Below are 18816 nucleotides of genomic sequence, written 5' to 3'. Positions count from 1 at the left end.
GGCACAGCAGCTGACAGGAGACGCACGACATGACCTGGATGGTTACGGGTGGGGCGGGGTTCATCGGTGCGCACGTGGTGCGCGCGATGCTCGCCGGTGGTCAGCGGGTGGTCGTGTTCGACGACCTGTCGACGGGCAGCGCCGACAAGGTGCCCGCGGGCGTCCCCCTGGTGACCGGCACGGTTCTCGACCGCGAGGCCCTGGACGCGGCGATCCGCGAGCACGGGGTGACCGGTGTGGTGCACGTCGCGGGCAAGAAGCAGGTCGGCGAGTCCGTCGAGCGGCCCCTGTACTACTACAAGGAGAACGTCACCGGCCTGGAGGTCCTGCTGGAGAGCATGGTCGCCGCGGGCGTCGACCGGCTGGTGTTCTCCTCGTCGGCCGCCGTCTACGGCATGCCCGACGTCGACCTCGTCACCGAGACGACCCCGTGCGCGCCGATGAGCCCGTACGGCGAGACCAAGCTGGTCGGCGAGTGGCTGATCCACGCCGCCGCCAGGGCCCACGGGCTGCGCGCCGCCTCGATGCGCTACTTCAACGTGGCGGGCGCCGCCTCGCCGGAGCTGGCCGACGAGGGTGTCTTCAACCTCGTCCCGATGGTCTTCGAGCGCCTGGAGGCCGGCGAGGCCCCGCGCATCTTCGGCGACGACTACGACACGCCCGACGGCACCTGCATCCGCGACTACATCCACGTCGAGGACATCGCCTCCGCCCACCTCGCCGCCGCCCGCCGGCTGGAGGAGGCCGAGCCCGGCACGGACCTCACGCTGAACATCGGCCGCGGCGAGGGCAGCTCGGTGCGCGAGATGGTCGACCGCATCCTCAAGGTCACGGGCAACGAGGACGCCACCGCGGAGGTCTCCGCCCGCCGCCCCGGCGACCCGGCCCGCGTGGTCGCCTCCGCCGAGCGCATCAGCGCGGAGCTGGGCTGGTCGGCGCGGTACGGGGTGGACGAGATGATCGAGTCCGCCTGGCAGGGCTGGCGTCTGCGCCACCCGTAGGCACGGCACGTACGCAGGGCCCGGCACCGCTCCCCGAGGGCGGCGGCCGGGCCCTTCGCGTACGGCGGGCGGTCCGGGTTACGGGAGACCGTCACTTTTCCACCGGATGTAGCGTCAGTGGCCGTTTTGTCGCGGAAGATCCGAGGGAAGCTCAGTAAGGTCCCCTGGGTAGCGGCCCTGCGGCCGCCGTCACATCTCATCGTGGGGGCAGGAACTTTGAAGGCTCTCGTACTTTCCGGTGGGGCCGGCACCCGGCTTCGTCCCATCACCCATACCTCGGCGAAACAGCTGGTCCCGGTGGCGAACAAGCCGGTGCTGTTCTACGGCCTGGAAGCCATCGCGGAGGCCGGCATCACCGAGGTCGGCATCATCGTGGGCGACACCGAGGAGGAGATCCGCGCGGCGGTCGGCGACGGTTCGCGCTTCGGCATCGATGTCACCTACATCCCGCAGGCCGAACCCCTCGGCCTCGCCCACGCGGTCCTGGTCGCCCAGCGCTTCCTGGGGAACGACGACTTCGTCATGTACCTGGGGGACAACTTCATCGTCGGCGGGATCGCGGACCTGGTCGAGGAGTTCCGCGCGGACCGGCCCGACGCGCAGATCCTGCTGACCCGGGTGCCCGACCCGACCTCGTTCGGCGTCGCGGAGCTGGACGGGGACGGCAGGGTGGTGGCCCTGGAGGAGAAGCCGGAGCACCCGAAGAGCGACCTCGCGCTCGTCGGCGTCTACCTCTTCACCCCGGCCGTCCACGAGGCCGTCCGCTCGATCCGCCCCTCCTGGCGCGGCGAGCTGGAGATCACCCACGCCCTCCAGTGGCTCATCGACCGCGAACGCGACGTGCGCTCCACCATCATCCGCGGCTACTGGAAGGACACCGGCAACGTCACCGACATGCTGGAGGTCAACCGGACCGTCCTGGAGAGCGTCGAGCCGTGCACCGACGGCGCCTACGTCGACGGCGAGAGCGAGATCATCGGCCGCGTGCTGATCGAACCGGGCGCCCGGGTCACCCGCAGCCGGATCGTCGGGCCCGCCGTGATCGGGACCGGGTCGGTGATCAGCGACGCCTACGTCGGCCCCTTCACCTCGGTCGCCCAGAACTGCCGCATCGAGGACAGCGAGATCGAGTACTCCATCGTCCTCGGGGGCGCCTCCATCGACGGGGTGCGGCGCGTCGAGGCCTCGCTGATCGGCCACGACGTCGAGGTGACGCCCGCGCCCCGCAGCCCCTCCGCCCACCGACTCGTCCTCGGCGACCACAGCAAGGTGCAGATCTCCTCATGACCGGTACGCGCATCCTCGTCACCGGAGGCGCCGGCTTCATCGGCTCCCACTACGTCCGTACGCTCCTCCGCCCGGACGGCCCCGGCGACGTCTCCGTCACCGTGCTCGACGCCCTCACCTACGCGGGCAACCCGGCCAACCTGGACGAGGTCCGGGGCCACCCGGGCTTCGCCTTCGTGCACGGCGACATCTGCGACCCGGAGCTGGCCGGGCGGCTCATGGCCGGACACGACCAGGTGGTCCACTTCGCCGCCGAGTCCCACGTGGACCGCTCCATCGACGGCGGCGCCGCCTTCGTCCGTACGAACGTCGTGGGCACCCACACCCTGGTCCACGCCGCGCACGAGGCGGGCGTCCGCACCTTCGTGCACGTCTCGACCGACGAGGTCTACGGCTCCATCGACGAGGGCTCCTGGACCGAGGACGAGCCCCTCGCGCCCAACTCCCCGTACTCCGCCTCCAAGGCGTCGAGCGACCTCATCGCCCTGGCGTACCACCGCACCCACGGCCTCGACGTCCGCGTCACCCGCTGCTCCAACAACTACGGGCACCACCACTTCCCCGAGAAGGTCATCCCGCTCTTCGTCACCAACCTCCTGGAGGGGCTGCCCGTCCCGCTGTACGGCGACGGCGCCCATGTCCGCGACTGGCTGCACATCGACGACCACGTCCAGGGCATCGAGCTCGTCCGCACCCAGGGCCGCCCCGGCGAGGTCTACAACATCGGCGGCGGCACCGAACTCTCCAACAAGGAGCTCACCCGGCTGCTCCTGGAGGCGTGCGACGCCGACTGGGACACCGACGTGGTCCACGTCGAGGACCGCAAGGGCCACGACCGGCGCTACTCCGTCGACTGCACGAAGATCCGCGAGGAGCTAGGTTACGCGCCCCGCAAGGACTTCGCGGCCGGGCTCGCCGAGACCGTCCGCTGGTACCGCGAGAACCGCTCCTGGTGGGAACCGCTCAAGGAGAGGGCCGCCCTGTGAGGCCGCGCTGGCTGGTCACCGGGGCCGGCGGCATGCTCGGCCGGGACCTGACGACCGCGCTGGCCCGCGAGGGCGCCACCGTCGTCGCGGCGGACCGCGCGGCCCTGGACATCGCCGACCCGGCGCAGGTCCGTGCCGTCTTCGACGCCCAGCGGCCCGCCGTCGTCGTGAACTGCGCCGCCTGGACCGCCGTGGACGACGCGGAGAGCCGGGAGGCCGAGGCGCTGCGCGTCAACGGCACCGGACCCGCCGTCCTCGCCGGTGCCTGCCGCGCCCACGGCAGCGTCCTGCTGCACGTCTCCACCGACTACGTGTTCGCGGGCGACGCGGACCGGCCGTACCCGGAGGACGCCCCGACCGCCCCGCGCAGCGCGTACGGCCGCACCAAACTGGCCGGGGAGCGCGCGGTCCTGGAGACCCTGCCGGACACGGGCCACGTCGTGCGGACGGCCTGGCTCTACGGCGCGGGCGGCGCCAACTTCGTCCGTACGATGATCAAACTGGAAGCCGTCAAGGACACCCTCGACGTGGTGGACGACCAGCGCGGACAGCCCACCTGGACCGTCGATCTCGCCTCCCGGCTGGTCCTGCTGGGCCGCGCCGCGCTCGACGGCACCGCCCCGGCGGGCGTCTACCACGGCACCAGCGGCGGCGCGACGACCTGGTACGGCCTGGCCCGCGAGGTGTTCCGGCTGCTGGGCGCCGACCCGGACCGCGTCCGGCCGGTCGGCAGCGCCGCCTTCGCCAGGCCCGGGCCCCGGCCCGCGTACAGCGTGCTCGCGCACGACCGCTTCCGGGCCGCCGGCATCGACCCGGTCCGCGACTGGCGCGCGGCGCTGCACGCGGCCTTCCCCGCGCTCCTCGCCGCCGAACGCCCCGGTCAGCGACCGGCCGGGCTGAACGACGGCTCGCCCGCCCGGACCCCCGGCACCGCCGGACCGTCCGCCCGCAGCCGCGCGTAGTACGCCTCGCACTCCGCGTAGGAGGGCAGCAGCCCGCGCTCCCCGGCCTCGGCGAGTTTCGGGGCCGAGGCGTCCTTCGGGGAGAGCAGCGGCGCGATGTCCGCCGGCCACTCGATGCCGAGGTCCGGGTCGAGCGGGTCGACGCCGCGCTCCCGCTCCGGCGCGTAGCCCTCGGAGCAGAGGTACAGCACGCAGGCGTCATCGGTCAGCGCCATGAACCCGTGGCCCAGTCCCTCCGCGAGGTAGACCGCCCGGTGGTCGGTGTCGTCCAGCCGGACCGCCTCCCACCGCTTGTACGTGGGCGAGCCGGTGCGTACGTCCACGATCACGTCCAGCACCGCGCCCCGCACGCACTTCACGTACTTCGCCTGGCCCGGCGGCACGTCCGCGAAGTGGATCCCGCGCAGCGTGCCCCGCCGCGAGCGGGAGAAGTTGGCCTGCGCGAGCCCCAGCGTGTGCCCGGCCGCGGCCCCCAGGTCCGCCGCCCGGAACCACTCGTGGAAGCTGCCGCGGTCGTCCGGGAAGACCGTGGGCTCGTGCACCCAGGCCCCGGGAACGGAGAGCCGGCGCATGCGATCACATCCTGTTCGCACTCCGCGGGGCCTCCAGCCGGCCCCGGTGTCTCTGCCCAACGAGTCCAAGGACCGAACGGACACGGAACGGGACATAAGGCAACGAAAAGGTTGCCTGGTGTTTCCACGGTGCGGAACGCGAAGGCGCCGGATTCCGCTCTCGCGTAGATTGCGGGGTCCAGCGAGCGAATGCGGGGGACCGGGTGTCAGGGGCAAGGCAGGGCGTGACGGAAGCCCGCAGGATCGTGGTCAAGGTCGGTTCCTCCTCCCTCACCACCGCCGCCGGCGGCCTCGACGCCGACCGCGTCGACGCCCTGGTCGACGTCCTGGCCAAGGTCCGCGACGGCGGCGAACGCGAGGTCGTCCTCGTCTCCTCCGGTGCCATCGCGGCCGGACTCGCCCCGCTCGGACTGCACCGCAGGCCCAAGGACCTGGCCCGCCAGCAGGCCGCCGCGAGCGTCGGGCAGGGCCTCCTCGTCGCCCGCTACACCGCCTCCTTCGCCCGCTACGGCGTCCGCGTCGGCCAGGTCCTGCTCACCAGCAACGACACCAGCCGCCGCGCCCACTACCGCAACGCCTACCGCACCCTGGACCAGCTCCTGGACATGGGCGCGCTGCCCGTCGTCAACGAGAACGACACCGTCGCCACGGACGAGATCCGGTTCGGCGACAACGACCGGCTCGCCGCCCTCGTCGCCCACCTGGTCCGCGCCGACCTGCTGGTCCTCCTCTCCGACGTGGACGGCCTCTACGACGGCGACCCGAGCATCCCCGGCACCAGCCGCATCGCCGAGGTCACCGGCCCCGCCGACCTGGCCGGGGTCAGCATCGGCAGCGCGGGCAAGGCGGGCGTCGGCACCGGCGGCATGGTCACCAAGGTCGAGGCCGCCCGGATCGCCACCGCCGCGGGCATCCCCGTCGTCCTCACCTCCGCGAGCCACGCCGCCGACGCCCTCGCCGGCCGCGACACCGGCACCTACTTCCACCGCACCGGCCGCCGCTCCGCCGACCGGCTCCTCTGGCTCGCCCACGCCTCGACCCCGCGCGGCTCGCTGACCCTGGACGACGGGGCGGTGCAGGCGGTCGTGGAGCGCCACAGCTCGCTGCTGCCGGCCGGGATCGCGGCGGTCGAGGGCGAGTTCACCGCGGGCGACCCGGTGGAGCTGCGCGATCTGCGGGGGCGGCCCGTGGCGCGCGGGCTCGTCAACTTCGACGCCAAGGAGATGCCGCAGTTGCTCGGCCGCTCCACCCGCGACCTCGCCAGGGACCTCGGCCCCGCCTACGAACGCGAGGTCGTACACAGGGACGATCTCGTCCTCCTGCACGGCTGACGCCCCCCGAAACGGCTGAAAGTCCAGCCATCGGACCGAGACCTTCACGAAAACCGCCCCACACCGGGCCGCGGGCTGGTCCACTTTGTAGCAAGGAAACTGCGGGGTACAGCAAAAGCAACACATCACAGGAGGCCGCCGGTGAGACGAGCGCGCCCGGGGGCGCCGCCCCGAGGAACGGGTGGCCGCACCCTGACCAGTGTGGGAGCGGGGGCCGGCTTCGACGGGAGCGGACCCGCGGACCGGAGGGACGAGCGCCCCGCCCGGCCGGAGCCGAGACCGGCCGGCCAGGAGCACGCCCCGTCGAAGCTGTGGCACGTCACCCTCTGCGTCTCCGGGAACGAGTTCCCGCTGAAGGAGGTCAGGCGCGGTCTCGAACAGCTCGCGCACGACCACCCGTTCCTGCTGACCAGCCGCTACGCCAACGACCACGCGGAGATCCGCTACTGGGAGGAGGCCCGCGACCTGCACGACGCGGCGGCCGTCGCCCTGCGGCTGTGGGGCGAGCACCGTTCCACCGCCGGTCTGCCGCCCTGGGCGATCGTCGGCCTCGAAGTCATCGACCGCGAGACCTACCACCAGCGCGTCGCCGAGGGCTACGGGCCGCCGCCGGCCGCCCCGGTCGGCGTCCACCCATACTGACCGGTGAAACGGCCGTCTCGCATCACGGGATGCGTGCCGAATGCCCGCAGGGCGCGCACTACTCTGCGGGCATGACCACGCTCTCGCCGTACGACAACCTGTCTCCCGTGGCCCAGGCCGCCTACCGGGCCCGCTCCGCCGCCGCCGACATCGCGCCACTTCCGCGCGCGGCCAAGGACGACGCGCTCCTGGCGATCGCCGACGCGCTGGAAGTACGGACGAGCGACATCCTCGCGGCCAACGCCGAGGACGTGGCGCGCGCCCGTGAGGCGGGGACCAGCGAATCCGTCGTGGACCGGCTGACCCTCACCCCGGAGCGCATCCGCGCCATCGCCGCCGACGTCCGGGACGTCGCCGCCCTGCCCGACCCGGTCGGCGAGGTCGTCCGCGGCTCGACCCTGCCCAACGGCATCGACCTGCGCCAGGTCCGGGTGCCGCTCGGCGTCGTCGGGATCATCTACGAGGCCCGGCCCAACGTGACCGTGGACGCCGCCGCCCTCTGCCTGAAGTCGGGCAACGCCGTCCTGCTGCGCGGCTCGTCCTCCGCCTTCGCGTCGAACACCGCCCTGGTGCGGGTGCTGCGCGACGCCGTGGGCGGCTCCGGCCTGCCGGCCGACGCGGTGCAGCTGGTCCCGGGCGAGAGCCGCGACTCGGTGCGCGAGCTGATGCGCGCCCGGGGCCTCGTGGACGTGCTCATCCCGCGCGGCGGCGCCTCGCTGATCCGCACGGTGGTCGAGGAGTCCACCGTCCCCGTCATCGAGACCGGCACCGGCAACTGCCACGTGTACGTCGACGCGCAGACCGACCTGGACATGGCCGTGGAGATCCTGGTCAACTCCAAGGCCCAGCGCCCCAGCGTCTGCAACGCCGCCGAGACCCTGCTCGTCCACAAGGACATCGCCGACGCCTTCCTGCCGCGCGCCCTGGACGCCCTGGCCGAGGCCGGCGTGACCGTGCACGGCGACGAGCGGGTGCTGGAGTACGCCGAGGGCTCCAAGGCCACGGTGGTCGCTGCGACCCCGGAGGACTGGGAGACCGAATACCTCTCGTACGACATCGCGGCGGCCGTCGTGGAGTCGCTGGACGCGGCCGTGGCGCACATCCGGCTCTGGTCCTCCGGTCACACCGAGGCCATCGTGACCACCTCGCAGGCCGCCGCCCGCCGCTTCACCCAGCTGGTGGACTCCACGACGGTGGCCGTCAACGCCTCGACACGGTTCACCGACGGAGGCCAGTTCGGTTTCGGCGCCGAGATCGGCATCTCCACGCAGAAGCTGCACGCCAGGGGCCCCATGGGCCTGCCGGAACTGACGTCGACCAAGTACATCGTCACCGGCGACGGCCATGTGAGGTGACCCGGTGACAGGCGAATGCGCCGTCTCCCTGCCCAAAGCGGTCCGCCGGGGCTAGTCTGAAACCGTGGCGGACGACGTGGGGGGCAGGCCGTATCCGAACGGCTGGGAGCCCGACGACGACCGCGGGGGCGCGGACGAGGACTTCGCCTCCGTGGTGTTCGACGAGGACTTCGTACGGGCCGCCGAGTTCCACGAACCGACCGCCGTCGAGCGGCTGTTGGCCGCTGCGGAGGCGCGCGCGGAGGCCGACGCCCGGCGCGCCGGAGCCCGCGGCGGCCCCTTCGAGGACGACCTGTACGGCGAGGGCTACGGTCCGGGCGGCTACGGCGGCCCGGACGGCTACGACCCGCTGGACGCGGACGACTTCCACGAGCACGGTCCCTACGGGCGCCACGGCGGCGCGCTCCGCCCGTACCGGGGGGCGGCCCGCTGGCACCGGCCGGTCGCCTGGCTGCTGGCCGTCCTGATGGGCGTCGGCATGGTCGCCCTCGCCTTCAGCGCCGTCTACCGCAACAGCTCGGGGGACCGGCAGGACCAGGTCCCGCCGCCCGCCTCCACCGGTGTGGACAGCGCGCCCGGGCCCGGCCCCGGCTCCGCCCCCTCGGACGCGGACGACTACTCCCGCCCGATGGTCTCCGCCGTCCCGCGCACCCCCTGACCTCCCGCGCCCCGGCCGGACCCGTCCCGCCTCCGGGTCCCCCGTCCGGCGGTCCGGTGGAACTCCCCGGTGGTTGCCGGGCGTCACCGCGTTTACCGTCGTCGTGATCGACCCACCCTGAAGGTATGACCCCTCCTCCGCCCGAAGAGGGGACTTCTCACGGAGTCGGGAGAAGTCATGGCACATCGCGGAGATCCACCCGACGGCCCGGCGGAGAACGGCGCGCACGGTCCGGACGACGAGTACGGCTCACTCGTCTTCGACGAGTCCTTCGTGCGGGCCGCCCGGCTGCAGGAATTCTCCGCCCAGGAGCGGATGGGGGAGCACGCCCGCGCCGTCCGCAGCCTGCCCGGGCGGGCCTACCGCAACGGCTCCCGGATCGCCCTGGCCCTGATGATCCTGATCGCCCTGGCCTTCGGCACGGCCGTCGTCATGGGCCTGAGCCACCCCTACGAGACCCCGGCCGCGGCCCGGAAGCCCGAACCGCTGCGGATGACCCTCGTCCCGCTCGCCCCGCGCGGCGCCGTCCCCGCGGGCACCCCCGCCGCCCTCTTCGCGGGCAGCCCCGCCGCGCACTACCCGGAGGGCCGGGACGGCATCAGCCCGCCGCCCGCCCGGCACACCGCCGACTTCTCGGAGAGCGAGGTGAGCGCCGCCCTGGCCACGGTGAAGGACTATCTGGCCGCCTCCTCGCTCGACCCCGACGTGCTCAGCGGGAACGCCGTGCGCCCGGTGGAAGCGCTGCTCGACCCGGACCAGATGGAGCAGTTCGACCGCAGCGTCAACGAGCCCTACGACGACGGGCAGCACGCCGCGACCGGCTGGCTCGTCCGCTTCGACCCGGTCCGGGTCACCCCGGACCCCGAGGTCAGGGTCCGGGGCACCCTGCGCTACGTCCAGACGGGCTCCGACGCCCTGGAAGTCGTCTCGGACCACACCTTCACGTACGCCCTGCGCCCCGCCGTGTCGGGCCCCCAGCCGAAGGGCGGCGCCTCCCTCTTCACCGTGCGGCGGGAGATGCGCTTCCGGTTCGACCGGGAGGACCTGCGGCTGCACCGGCTGGAGGTGCAGACCAGCTACCTCCAGGCGGGCCCGCAGTCCTGCCCGGCCGACGCCTCGGGGGCCCTGCGGCCGCTGCTCGCGGGCGAGCGGGCGGTCTCGCGTGGACCGGCGGGCACCGACCCGTACGCCACGGGCCGACCGGTCGCCGCGCTCTGCGGGACGCTGGAGGTCAGCTCCCTTCCGCCGACGGCCCCTGCGAGTCCTCAGGGTTCTCCGTAGCACCGCCCTTGGCGCCGCCCGTGCCGGTGAACTTGTCCCGCAGCTTGCCGCCGAGGTCCCCGGCGCCGCCCGCTATGTCGCCGACGAGCTTCATCAGCGGATCCTTGCTGTTGCGCACCGAGTCGGCGTAGTGCGAGGCGGACTCCTTGAACGAGTCCGTCACCGAGGTGTCCTTGTCCTCGTCCCGGCGCGGGTAGTGGCCGTCCATGATCCGCTGGTACTCGCGGGTCTCCGACCACTTCTTGAGCTCGGCGGCGCGGACCGTGGTGAACGGGTGCGAGCGGGGCAGCACGTTGAGGATCTTGAGCACCGAGTCGCGCAGGTCGCCGGACTTCTCGTACTCGTCGGCCTGGGCGAGGAACGCGTCCACGTTCATCTCGTGGAGGTGGTTGCCGCCGGCGATCTTCATCAGGCCGCGCATCGACGCCTGTATGTCCTGGCCTGCCAGCAGCCCGGCCCGGTCCGCCGACAGCTCCGACTTGCGGAACCACTCGCGCAGCGCCGTCACGATCGCCATGATCGCGACGTTGCCCAGCGGGATCCAGGCGACCTTGAGCGCAAGATTGGTGAGGAAGAGGAGGATCGTGCGGTACACCGCGTGACCCGACAGAGCGTGTCCGACCTCGTGGCCGATGACCGCCCGCATCTCCTCCTCGTCCAGCAGCTCCACCAGGCCCGTGGTCACCACGATGATCGGCTCGTCCAGCCCGATGCACATGGCGTTGGGCCGGGGGTCCTGGTTGACGTACATCGGCGGGACCTTCTCCAGGTCCAGGATGTAACAGGCGTCCCGGAGCATGTCGTTGAGGTGCGCGAACTGGGCGTCGCTCACCCGGACGGAGTCCGACAGGAAGAGGAGTCGCAGGCTGCGCTCCGGCAGCAGCCCGCTCAGCGCCTTGAAGACGGTGTCGAAGCCGCTCAGCTTGCGCAACGCGACCAGTGCGGAGCGGTCCGCGGGGTGCTCGTAGGCCCGGGAGGAGATCCCCGGGAAACGCTTGCGCTGCCTGCTCGGTACGCGGTCCTGGCTCTCGTGGCTGCTGGTCATGACATGGGCCCCCTGTGTTCGTACGAGACGTCGCTCGCCCCCTGACGCCGCCCAGCCTAGGTGCTGGGGCTACGGTGTGCGGGGGGCTGTGGATAACTGAGGAGACGCCCGACATGCCGCACACCGTTGCTCTGTTCGCCGCCGCATCCGAGGATGAGGGGCCGGGCAACACGATCCGCATCGTGCTGGTCGTCTCCCTGCTGGGAGCCGCCCTGCTGGCCTGGTTCCTGCTCCGCGGATACCGCAACGACGACAACAACGACTGAGTCGGCGTGAGCGTGCCCGGGGCGCCCGCATACGATGTCCGCGACGTCTTCCCCCGACTCCCGATCGATAGGTCCTGCCGAAGATGAGCCTCACGAGCACCGCACACCAGCTGGTCACCGTCGCCGCCGAGGGCGCGGAGCACGGTGGTAACCACAACAGCCTCGAGCCGATCATCACCGGTGGCGGGGCGTTTGTCGCGCTTCTCCTCCTTCTCTGGATCACCACGCGCTTCAACCGCGACCGCTGAGGCCGAGGCGTACAGCTGTGCCAGTAGGCTCTGCACGCATGGGAGAGCAGGAAGTGCCTACCGGCCGCGGAAAACGCCGACTCGGCGTGATGGGCGGGACGTTTGACCCGATTCATCATGGACACCTGGTGGCGGCCAGTGAAGTGGCCGCCCAGTTCCACCTCGACGAGGTGATCTTCGTACCGACCGGGCAGCCGTGGCAGAAGAGCCACAAGCAGGTGTCCCCGGCGGAGGACCGTTATCTGATGACGGTCATCGCGACGGCGTCCAACCCGCAGTTCTCGGTCAGCCGCAGCGACATCGACCGCAAGGGCCCCACGTACACGATCGACACCCTGCGGGACCTGCGCGAGGCCCACGGCGAGGCGGACCTCTTCTTCATCACCGGTGCCGACGCGCTCGCCCAGATCCTCACCTGGCGGGACGCCGACGAGCTGTTCTCGCTCTCCCACTTCATCGGCGTGACCCGGCCGGGCCATGTGCTCACGGACGACGGGCTGCCGAAGGGGGGCGTCTCCCTGGTGGAGGTCCCCGCGCTCGCGATCTCCTCGACGGACTGCCGTGCGAGGGTCGCCCAGGGCGAACCGGTCTGGTACCTCGTGCCCGACGGCGTGGTCCGCTACATCGACAAGCGCCAGCTGTACCGCGGCGAGTGAGCCACGGAAAGGGGCACCGGTGAACGACCGACAGAACCCGTACGACCCGTACTACCAGCAGCCGCAGATCATCGGCTACGACGAGTACGGGCAGCCGGTGTACCAGCAGCAGCCGGGGCAGCAGCAGTACGACCCGTACGCGCAGCAGCCGCAGCAGCAGCCCGACCCGTACGGCGGCCAGGCACCCCGGGGCGGCGGGCAGGGCTACGGCTACGACCCGTACGCCCAGCAGCAGCCCCCCGCGCCGCCGCAGCCGTACGACCCCTACGCGACCCAGCCCCAGCAGGCCCCGCAGCAGGACTACGGCTACGACCGGAACGGATACGACACCGGGCAGCAGCAGCCCGTCCACGACACCGGGCAGCAGCCCGCCGCGGTCGACACGACCCAGCAGTGGAACATCCCGCAGCAGGCCGCGACCCCCGCCCCGGCCCCCGCGCCCGCCCCGCCCCGTGAGCCCGCGGCGCGTCCGGGACCGGACGCGGCCGTGCCCGGGCAGCGCCGTGGCGGTGACGACTACCGCACCGAGCAGTTCGCCTTCATCGAGGAGCCCGACGAGGACTCCGAGGACGTCATCGACTGGCTCAAGTTCACCGAGAGCCGCAGCGAGCGCCGCGAGGAGGCGCGCCGCCGGGGCCGCAACCGGATCGTCGCGCTGCTCGTCGTCGGGGTCCTGGCCGTGCTCGGCGGCGTCGGGTACCTGTGGTCGGCGGACAAGATCCCCGGACTGTCCGACGGGGAGAAGGAGAACACCGCGACGACCGGTCCGCAGCGCCGGGACGTCATCGTGGTCCACCTCCACAACACCAAGTCCGGCGGCACGTCCACCGCGCTGCTGGTCGACAACGTCACCACCAAGCAGGGCACCACGGTCCTGCTCCCCAACTCCCTCGCCGTCTCCGACGAGGACGGCACCACCACCACGCTCGGCAAGTCGGTCGACGACGACGGCACGTCCGGGACCCGGGACTCCCTGGACACCCTGCTCGGCACCGACATCAGCGGGACCTGGCGGCTCGACACCCCGTACCTGGAGAACCTGGTCGACCTCGTCGGCAACATCGAGGTCGACACCGACACCGCGGTGCCGGGCGCCAAGAAGGGCTCCGGCGACCTGGTGAAGAAGGGCGAGGCGCAGACCCTCAGCGGCCAGATGGCCGTCGCGTACGCCACGTACCGGGGGCCCGGCGAGGCCGAGGCCAAGCAGCTGATGCGGTTCGGGCAGGTCATGCGCGGGGTGCTGCGCAAGATGTCCGACGACCCGCAGGCCGCCACGGTCACCGTCCAGACGCTGGCCCAGATCCTGGACCCGTCGCTGCCCGAGAAGGACCTCGGCGCCTCGCTGGCGAAGCTGGCGGAACACGCCAAGATCGGCGACTACAAGACGGCGCTGCTGCCCGTGCAGGACGACGGCACCCTCACCGACGCGGCCACCGAGAGCGTGGTCAAGGACATCCTCGGCGGCACGGTCAAGGCGCCGTCGGCGGACGGCGTGGTCCGGGTCGGGATCAAGAACGCCACCGGCGAGGCCGGCTCCACCGAGTCCGCCCGGGGCAAGCTGGTCAACGGCGGTTTCGCCTTCGTCAACAGCGGCAAGGCCGACGCGGTCTCCTCCTCGCAGGTGGTCTACGCCGAGGCGGCCGACAAGGAGAAGGCGACCCAGGTCGCCAAGACCCTCGGACTGCCGACGAGCGCCGTCAAGAAGGGCAAGCCGGCCGGGAACGCGGACGTGTCCGTCCTCCTCGGCCAGGACTACAAGCCCGAGTAGCCGCGGAGCGGTCGCGGGAGGTCCGGAGCCGGGTGGCCCGGGCCTCCCCGGGCGGCCCGCGGGCGGGCCGCGGAATACGGCTGCGTGGGCGGGCGGTTCCCCGTGAGACCCTAGAGGTCTATCCGACCGACGACGAAAGCCTGCTTGTGACCGCCACTGACCGCTCCATCGAGCTCATCAACGCCGCCGCTCAGGCGGCCGCCGACCGGCTCGCGCACGACATCATCGCCTACGACGTCAGCGACGTGCTGTCGATCACCGACGCCTTCCTGCTGGCCTCGGCCCCCAATGACCGCCAGGTCAAGTCGATCGTCGACGAGATCGAGGAGCGGCTCCAGAAGGAGCTCGGCGCCAAGCCGGTCCGCCGCGAGGGCGACCGCGACGCCCGGTGGATCCTCCTCGACTACGTCGACATCGTCATCCACGTCCAGCACAGCGAGGAGCGGGTCTTCTACGCGCTGGAGCGCCTGTGGAAGGACTGCCCCGAGCTCGACCTGCCCGAGGACGCGGTGAAGACCCGCGGCAAGGCCGCCGAGCACGCGCAGCTCAACGGCGGTACGGAAGGTGAGCAGAGCTGAACGGCAGCAGGAGCGGCAGGGGCCGCAGGATCGTCCTCTGGCGCCACGGCCAGACGGCATGGAATCTGGAGCGCCGCTTCCAGGGCTCCACGGACATCGAGCTGACCGAGACCGGTGTGGCGCAGGCCGCCCGGGCCGCCCGGCTCCTCGCCTCGCTGAAGCCGGACGCGATCGTGGCCTCCGACCTGCGGCGGGCCGCGGCCACGGCCGCCGAGCTCGCCGCGATCACCGGGCTCGACGTGGTCCACGACGCGGGTCTGCGTGAGACCTACGCGGGCGCCTGGCAGGGCCTGACCCACGAGGAGATCGTGGAGCGGTACGGCGAGCAGTACGCCGCCTGGAAGCGCGGCGAGCCCGTGCGGCGGGGTGGCGGCGAGCTGGAGACCGAGGTCGCCGACCGGGCCGCGCCGGTGGTCCTCGGGCACGCCGGAAAGCTGCCCGACGACGGCACGCTGGTCGTCGTCAGCCACGGCGGCACCATCCGGACCACCATCGGCCGGCTGCTGGGCCTGGAGGCGCACCACTGGGAAGGGCTCGGCGGGCTGACCAACTGCTGCTGGTCCGTGCTCGGCGAGGGCGCCCGCGGCTGGCGGCTCCTGGAGCACAACGCCGGCACCCTGCCCGAACCGGTGCTCGGCGACGACACCTGATCCGGTCGTCGCCGGCCGCCCCTCGGGGCGGCAGGGGCCGGATTTCACTTTCCGGCTGGTCACAGGCTAAAGTTCTTCTTGTTCGCAGCGCGGGAGCGCAGGGAAACACGGCGGACAGCGGGGCTATAGCTCAGTTGGTAGAGCGCTTGCATGGCATGCAAGAGGTCAGGAGTTCAATTCTCCTTAGCTCCACGATCGGAAATCCCGTCCCCACCAGGGGGCGGGATTTTCCGCGTGTGCGGTCAACGGTCCTCGTCGCCCCGGCGGTGCTTCCGCAGCGCGGCGAGCAGCTCCCTGCTCTCCTCGTCGGCCGGGGTGTACGTGACGATCCGGCACTCGGGCAGCCCGTTGATCGTCAGCGACACCGAGGTCATCCGTATCTCACCGGACACCGCCCAGTGCCGGAAGGTCTTCACGCGCCGTCCCGGCGGGACGACGTCCCCGCTGCGCCACAGCTGCGCGAAGTAGGGGCTGGCCTCGGACAGCGCGGCGATGAACGACTCCCACGCGGGCTCGCCCACATGGCGCCCGTAGCCGCTGCGCAGGGTCGCCGCCATCAGGGGCAGTTCCTGGGTGCGGTGCACGACCGGACAGTCCTTCTCGCACGCCGTGAACAGCGACCACAGCGCGTTGCGGACGTTGGTGCCCCGCATGGCGGGGATGCCGAAGAGGTCCTGGTAGCCCGGATTGGTCGCCAGCACGTCGTAGCGCGCGTTGTAGACGACGGCGGGGAGCGGGTCGAGCGCGTCGATGATCCCCTGGATCTCCTCGCCGACCTCGAGGGCGTCGGACTCCCGCCCCGGCAGGAAGGCGACGCCCGCCAGCTCGTACAGGTGCTCGCGCTCCGGCGGGTCCAGCCGCAGTGTCCTCGCCACCGCGTCCAGGACCTGCGGGGAGGCGTTGATCGGGCGGCCCTGCTCCAGCCAGGTGTACCAGGTCACACCGACGCCGGAGAGCTGGGCGACCTCCTCGCGCCGCAGGCCGGGGGTGCGCCGCCGTAAGCCCGGGGCCATGCCCACGTCGGCCGGGGTCACCCGGGCCCGGCGGCCTCGGAGGAAGGCGGCGAGCTCCGGACGCCTGCCCGTCGCCGGTCCGCTCCGCCGCGTCTGCTGTCGTGCCGTCGCCGTCTGCCGTGTCGTCACCGTCACGCCCCCATCGTCCGTGCTACGCCCGGCTGTTGCCAGGTGCTGCCAGTACCAGCATCAGCGGGCTCTCGTTACCCGTATGCGTCCGGCACCAGCCTGGAACCCATGACCGCGACATCCGAAACGACGGCCTCACGCTCCGTCACCAGTAAAACCCCCACCACTGACAAGACCCCCGCCCGGCTGCTCGCCGTGGTGCTCACGGCCCAGTTCATGGCGATGCTCGACATCTTCATCGTGAACGTCGCCGCCCCGACGATCCGTACCGAACTCGGCGCCTCCGGAGCCCAGTTGCAGCTGGTGGTGGCCGGATACACCCTCTCGTACGCCGTCCTCCTCGTCGCCGGTGCCCGGCTCGGCGGCGTGTTCGGCCAGGGCCGCGCACATCTGGCCGGACTCGCCGTCTTCACCGCCGCCTCGCTCGCCTGCGGACTGGCCGCGGACTCGGGCCAGTTGATCGCCTTCCGGGTGATCCAGGGGGCGGGGGCGGCGGTGATGATCCCGCAGGTGCTCAGCCTGATCCAGCAGCACTTCACCGGGGCGGCGCGGGTGCGCGCGATCGGTGCCTACAGCGCGGTGCTGGCCACGGGGGCCGCGGCGGGCCAGGTCGTGGGCGGGGTGCTGGTGAGCGTCGACCTGTTCGGGGCGGGCTGGCGCCCGGTCTTCCTGGTCAACGTGCCGATCGGGCTCGTTCTGCTGCTGCTCGGCGCGCGGGTGCTGCCGGGCGAACCGCGCACCGGCGAGGCCCGGCGGGAGGCGCGGGCGCGCGGTTTCGACCCGGTGGGCCTGGTCCTCCTCGCGGTGGCCGTCACGCTGCTGACCGTGCCGCTGGTGCTCGGCCAGGAGCTGGGCTGGCCGGACTGGACGTGGGCCTGCCTGCTCGCCTGCGTGGCGGCCCTCGCCGGCTTCGTCGCGTACGAGACACGGCTCGCCGCGCGCGGGGGTGCGCCCCTGATCGCGCCCCGTGTGCTCCGGTTGCCCGGAATCGCCGTGGCGGCAGTACGCATCATGCTCGTGATGGCGGCCAACGCGGGCTTCCTCTTCACGCTGACCCTGCACCTCCAGGGCGGCCTCGGGTACTCGGCGCTGCACGCGGGGCTGATGTGCGCGCCGACCGCGGTGGCCTTCGGCGCGGCCGGGCTGACCTGGCGGCGGTGGCCGGGGGGGCTCCATCGGTACCTGGTGCCCGGCGGGTTCGCGGTGCTGGCCGCGGGTGTGACGGTGACCGGTCTCGTGCTGCGGGACGGGGACGGCGGGAGCGTCGCGCTGTACACGGGTTTCGTGCTGATCGGCGCGGGTATGGCTCTCGCGTTCAGCCCCAACCTCGCGGGCGCCCTGGCGGACGTACGGCCCCAGGACGCCGCCGACGCCAGCGGTGTGCTGGTGACCGTGACCCAGCTCGGGCAGGTCATCGGCGTCGCCGCCGTCGGCACCCTCTACCTCAACCGCCTCGGCACACCGGGGCCGCAGGGGTCGGGGCACGCACTGTGGGTCTGCGAGCTGGCCCTGGCCGCGGTGGCGTGCGCGGGGGCCGTGGCGGGGCTCGTACGACGGCGGCGGCGGGCGGGAACGGCGGTCGGCTGACCCCCTTGCGGGGTCATGGCAGAATCGGACCGCCGGAGGGGGCGACGGACCGAACGGGAGGGTGTGCGCGATGCCTGGGAGCCGCCACGAGGTCCCGCAGTCGCCTTTCTTCCGCCGGGGCCGGAGCTGATCCATGGGTGCTCACAGGCGGAAGTGCGACTGGTGCGGCAGCGGTACGCCCATCGTCAGGGACATGGACCCGGTCAACGCGGACTATCAGTACTGGTGCGAGGAATGCGCACGCGCGCTGATCATAAAAGGCGACCCCATCGAGACCTACCGGGAGCTCGAAGGGGAGCCGATCTACGGCCGGCTCCTCGAGGAGCACTGCACCCTCAAACGCTTCTACTCCTTCGCCACGGCCTGACCGCTTCGCCCTCTCCGGCGGGGGAAAACCGGACGGACCGGAAACGATTTGGTGGACGGCCCGGATGACCGGTACTGTTCTCGATGTCGCCAGGGAGACCGGGCGGCACGACGAGGGGCTATAGCTCAGTTGGTAGAGCGCTTGCATGGCATGCAAGAGGTCAGGAGTTCAATTCTCCTTAGCTCCACAGTGAAGAAGGAACGGCGGGCCATCCGAATCGGATGGCCCGCCGTTCTGCGTGCGGGGGCCGGACAGTGGCTATTGCCCGGAGGGCGACCGGCTCGGTGCGGTACCCTGACGCCATGCGTGCCGTAGCCCTTCTGCTTAGCGAGCCGCGCTGATCAGTCCCGACCGGTGAGAACGCCTGGTCGGCATCAGCGCGGCGTCCCCTCCTGTGCGAGGGGATTTTTCGTTTCCAAGGACGTGTGTCCGTA

20 protein-coding genes and 2 tRNA genes are annotated in these 18816 nt (G+C 72.0%); 19 read left to right on the top strand and 3 right to left on the bottom strand.

Features of this window, described 5'->3' with window-relative positions; translation table 11 throughout:
• Nucleotides 1-29: 29 nt before the first annotated feature.
• From galE to rfbD, 4 genes are all read left to right on the top strand, one after another.
• Entirely contained in the window at nucleotides 30-1001 is a 972-nt protein-coding gene (gene galE / locus OHS17_RS10795) for a UDP-glucose 4-epimerase GalE (protein WP_161206799.1), read from the top strand.
• Between the two features lie 216 nt (nucleotides 1002-1217).
• The gene (locus OHS17_RS10790; RefSeq protein ID WP_018103209.1) at nucleotides 1218-2288 is read left to right on the top strand and encodes a glucose-1-phosphate thymidylyltransferase; all 1071 of its coding nucleotides are present in this window, start codon (nucleotides 1218-1220) and stop codon (nucleotides 2286-2288) included.
• Entirely contained in the window at nucleotides 2285-3274 is a 990-nt protein-coding gene (gene rfbB, locus OHS17_RS10785; RefSeq protein ID WP_330311981.1) for a dTDP-glucose 4,6-dehydratase, read from the top strand. The genes OHS17_RS10790 and rfbB overlap by 4 nt, the downstream gene beginning before the upstream one ends.
• Nucleotides 3271-4236, top strand: coding sequence for a dTDP-4-dehydrorhamnose reductase (gene rfbD, locus OHS17_RS10780; protein WP_330311980.1), 966 nt, complete (start codon nucleotides 3271-3273; stop codon nucleotides 4234-4236). The genes rfbB and rfbD overlap by 4 nt, the downstream gene beginning before the upstream one ends.
• On the opposite strand, the gene rfbC is transcribed toward rfbD, so the two are convergent.
• Nucleotides 4155-4808: a dTDP-4-dehydrorhamnose 3,5-epimerase gene (gene rfbC / locus OHS17_RS10775; protein WP_330311979.1), complete on the bottom strand. Its 654-nt coding sequence runs from the start codon at nucleotides 4806-4808 to the stop codon at nucleotides 4155-4157. The genes rfbD and rfbC overlap by 82 nt on opposite strands.
• A 224-nt stretch (nucleotides 4809-5032) precedes the next feature.
• On the opposite strand from rfbC, the gene proB reads away from it, so the two are divergent.
• The 5 genes from proB (at nucleotide 5033) to OHS17_RS10750 (ending at nucleotide 10075) form a co-directional block, all read left to right on the top strand.
• Nucleotides 5033-6139 (top strand): glutamate 5-kinase, encoded by a 1107-nt coding sequence (gene proB / locus OHS17_RS10770; RefSeq protein WP_026171529.1) that lies wholly within the window; start codon nucleotides 5033-5035, stop codon nucleotides 6137-6139.
• Between the two features lie 141 nt (nucleotides 6140-6280).
• Entirely contained in the window at nucleotides 6281-6781 is a 501-nt protein-coding gene (locus OHS17_RS10765; protein WP_073863506.1) for a hypothetical protein, read from the top strand.
• A 71-nt stretch (nucleotides 6782-6852) separates the two neighbouring features.
• Entirely contained in the window at nucleotides 6853-8136 is a 1284-nt protein-coding gene (locus OHS17_RS10760) for a glutamate-5-semialdehyde dehydrogenase (RefSeq protein ID WP_018103215.1), read from the top strand.
• A 64-nt stretch (nucleotides 8137-8200) separates the two neighbouring features.
• Complete coding sequence (locus tag OHS17_RS10755; protein ID WP_330311978.1) at nucleotides 8201-8794, top strand: SCO2584 family spore wall biosynthesis protein; 594 nt, start codon at nucleotides 8201-8203, stop codon at nucleotides 8792-8794.
• A 177-nt stretch (nucleotides 8795-8971) separates the two neighbouring features.
• The gene (locus tag OHS17_RS10750; RefSeq protein WP_330311977.1) at nucleotides 8972-10075 is read left to right on the top strand and encodes an SCO2583 family membrane protein; all 1104 of its coding nucleotides are present in this window, start codon (nucleotides 8972-8974) and stop codon (nucleotides 10073-10075) included.
• Here the strand turns inward: OHS17_RS10750 and OHS17_RS10745 are convergent.
• Nucleotides 10026-11120, bottom strand: a complete 1095-nt coding sequence (locus OHS17_RS10745) for a M48 family metallopeptidase (protein WP_330311976.1) — start codon at nucleotides 11118-11120, stop codon at nucleotides 10026-10028. The two genes, OHS17_RS10750 and OHS17_RS10745, sit on opposite strands and share 50 nt — an antisense overlap.
• 113 nt (nucleotides 11121-11233) lie before the next feature.
• On the opposite strand from OHS17_RS10745, the gene OHS17_RS10740 reads away from it, so the two are divergent.
• From OHS17_RS10740 to OHS17_RS10710, 7 genes are all read left to right on the top strand, one after another.
• Nucleotides 11234-11386 (top strand): hypothetical protein, encoded by a 153-nt coding sequence (locus OHS17_RS10740; protein ID WP_330311975.1) that lies wholly within the window; start codon nucleotides 11234-11236, stop codon nucleotides 11384-11386.
• 83 nt (nucleotides 11387-11469) lie between these two features.
• Nucleotides 11470-11634 carry a hypothetical protein gene (locus OHS17_RS10735; RefSeq protein WP_202540898.1) on the top strand — a complete coding sequence of 55 codons (165 nt, stop codon included), beginning with the start codon at nucleotides 11470-11472 and terminating at the stop codon, nucleotides 11632-11634.
• Nucleotides 11635-11672: 38 nt separating this feature from the next.
• On the top strand, nucleotides 11673-12290 hold the full coding sequence (gene nadD, locus OHS17_RS10730) for a nicotinate-nucleotide adenylyltransferase (protein ID WP_026171531.1): 618 nt from the start codon (nucleotides 11673-11675) through the stop codon (nucleotides 12288-12290).
• Nucleotides 12291-12309: 19 nt separating this feature from the next.
• A complete protein-coding gene (locus OHS17_RS10725) occupies nucleotides 12310-14058 on the top strand; it encodes an LCP family protein (protein WP_330311974.1) in 1749 nt (582 codons plus the stop codon).
• 146 nt (nucleotides 14059-14204) lie between these two features.
• A complete protein-coding gene (rsfS, locus tag OHS17_RS10720) occupies nucleotides 14205-14636 on the top strand; it encodes a ribosome silencing factor (protein WP_018103223.1) in 432 nt (143 codons plus the stop codon).
• Nucleotides 14633-15286 carry a histidine phosphatase family protein gene (locus OHS17_RS10715; protein ID WP_026171532.1) on the top strand — a complete coding sequence of 218 codons (654 nt, stop codon included), beginning with the start codon at nucleotides 14633-14635 and terminating at the stop codon, nucleotides 15284-15286. Before rsfS ends, OHS17_RS10715 begins: the two co-directional genes overlap by 4 nt.
• A gap of 119 nt (nucleotides 15287-15405) precedes the next feature.
• Nucleotides 15406-15478: transfer RNA gene (locus tag OHS17_RS10710), tRNA-Ala, on the top strand.
• A gap of 50 nt (nucleotides 15479-15528) precedes the next feature.
• Here the strand turns inward: OHS17_RS10710 and OHS17_RS10705 are convergent.
• Nucleotides 15529-16434, bottom strand: coding sequence for a helix-turn-helix transcriptional regulator (locus tag OHS17_RS10705; protein WP_330311973.1), 906 nt, complete (start codon nucleotides 16432-16434; stop codon nucleotides 15529-15531).
• 189 nt (nucleotides 16435-16623) lie between these two features.
• Here OHS17_RS10705 and OHS17_RS10700 point away from each other — a divergent pair, with 189 nt between their 5' ends.
• The 3 genes from OHS17_RS10700 (at nucleotide 16624) to OHS17_RS10690 (ending at nucleotide 18569) form a co-directional block, all read left to right on the top strand.
• The gene (locus tag OHS17_RS10700; protein ID WP_330315219.1) at nucleotides 16624-18015 is read left to right on the top strand and encodes an MFS transporter; all 1392 of its coding nucleotides are present in this window, start codon (nucleotides 16624-16626) and stop codon (nucleotides 18013-18015) included.
• A 133-nt stretch (nucleotides 18016-18148) separates the two neighbouring features.
• Nucleotides 18149-18382, top strand: a complete 234-nt coding sequence (locus tag OHS17_RS10695) for a hypothetical protein (protein WP_018103228.1) — start codon at nucleotides 18149-18151, stop codon at nucleotides 18380-18382.
• A 114-nt stretch (nucleotides 18383-18496) separates the two neighbouring features.
• Nucleotides 18497-18569, top strand: a tRNA-Ala gene (locus OHS17_RS10690).
• Nucleotides 18570-18816 lie beyond the last annotated feature (247 nt).

It is taken from the genome of Streptomyces sp. NBC_00523 (assembly GCF_036346615.1).
Classification (GTDB): Bacteria; Actinomycetota; Actinomycetes; order Streptomycetales; family Streptomycetaceae; genus Streptomyces.
This window is presented reverse-complemented; position numbering and strand designations above follow the sequence as displayed.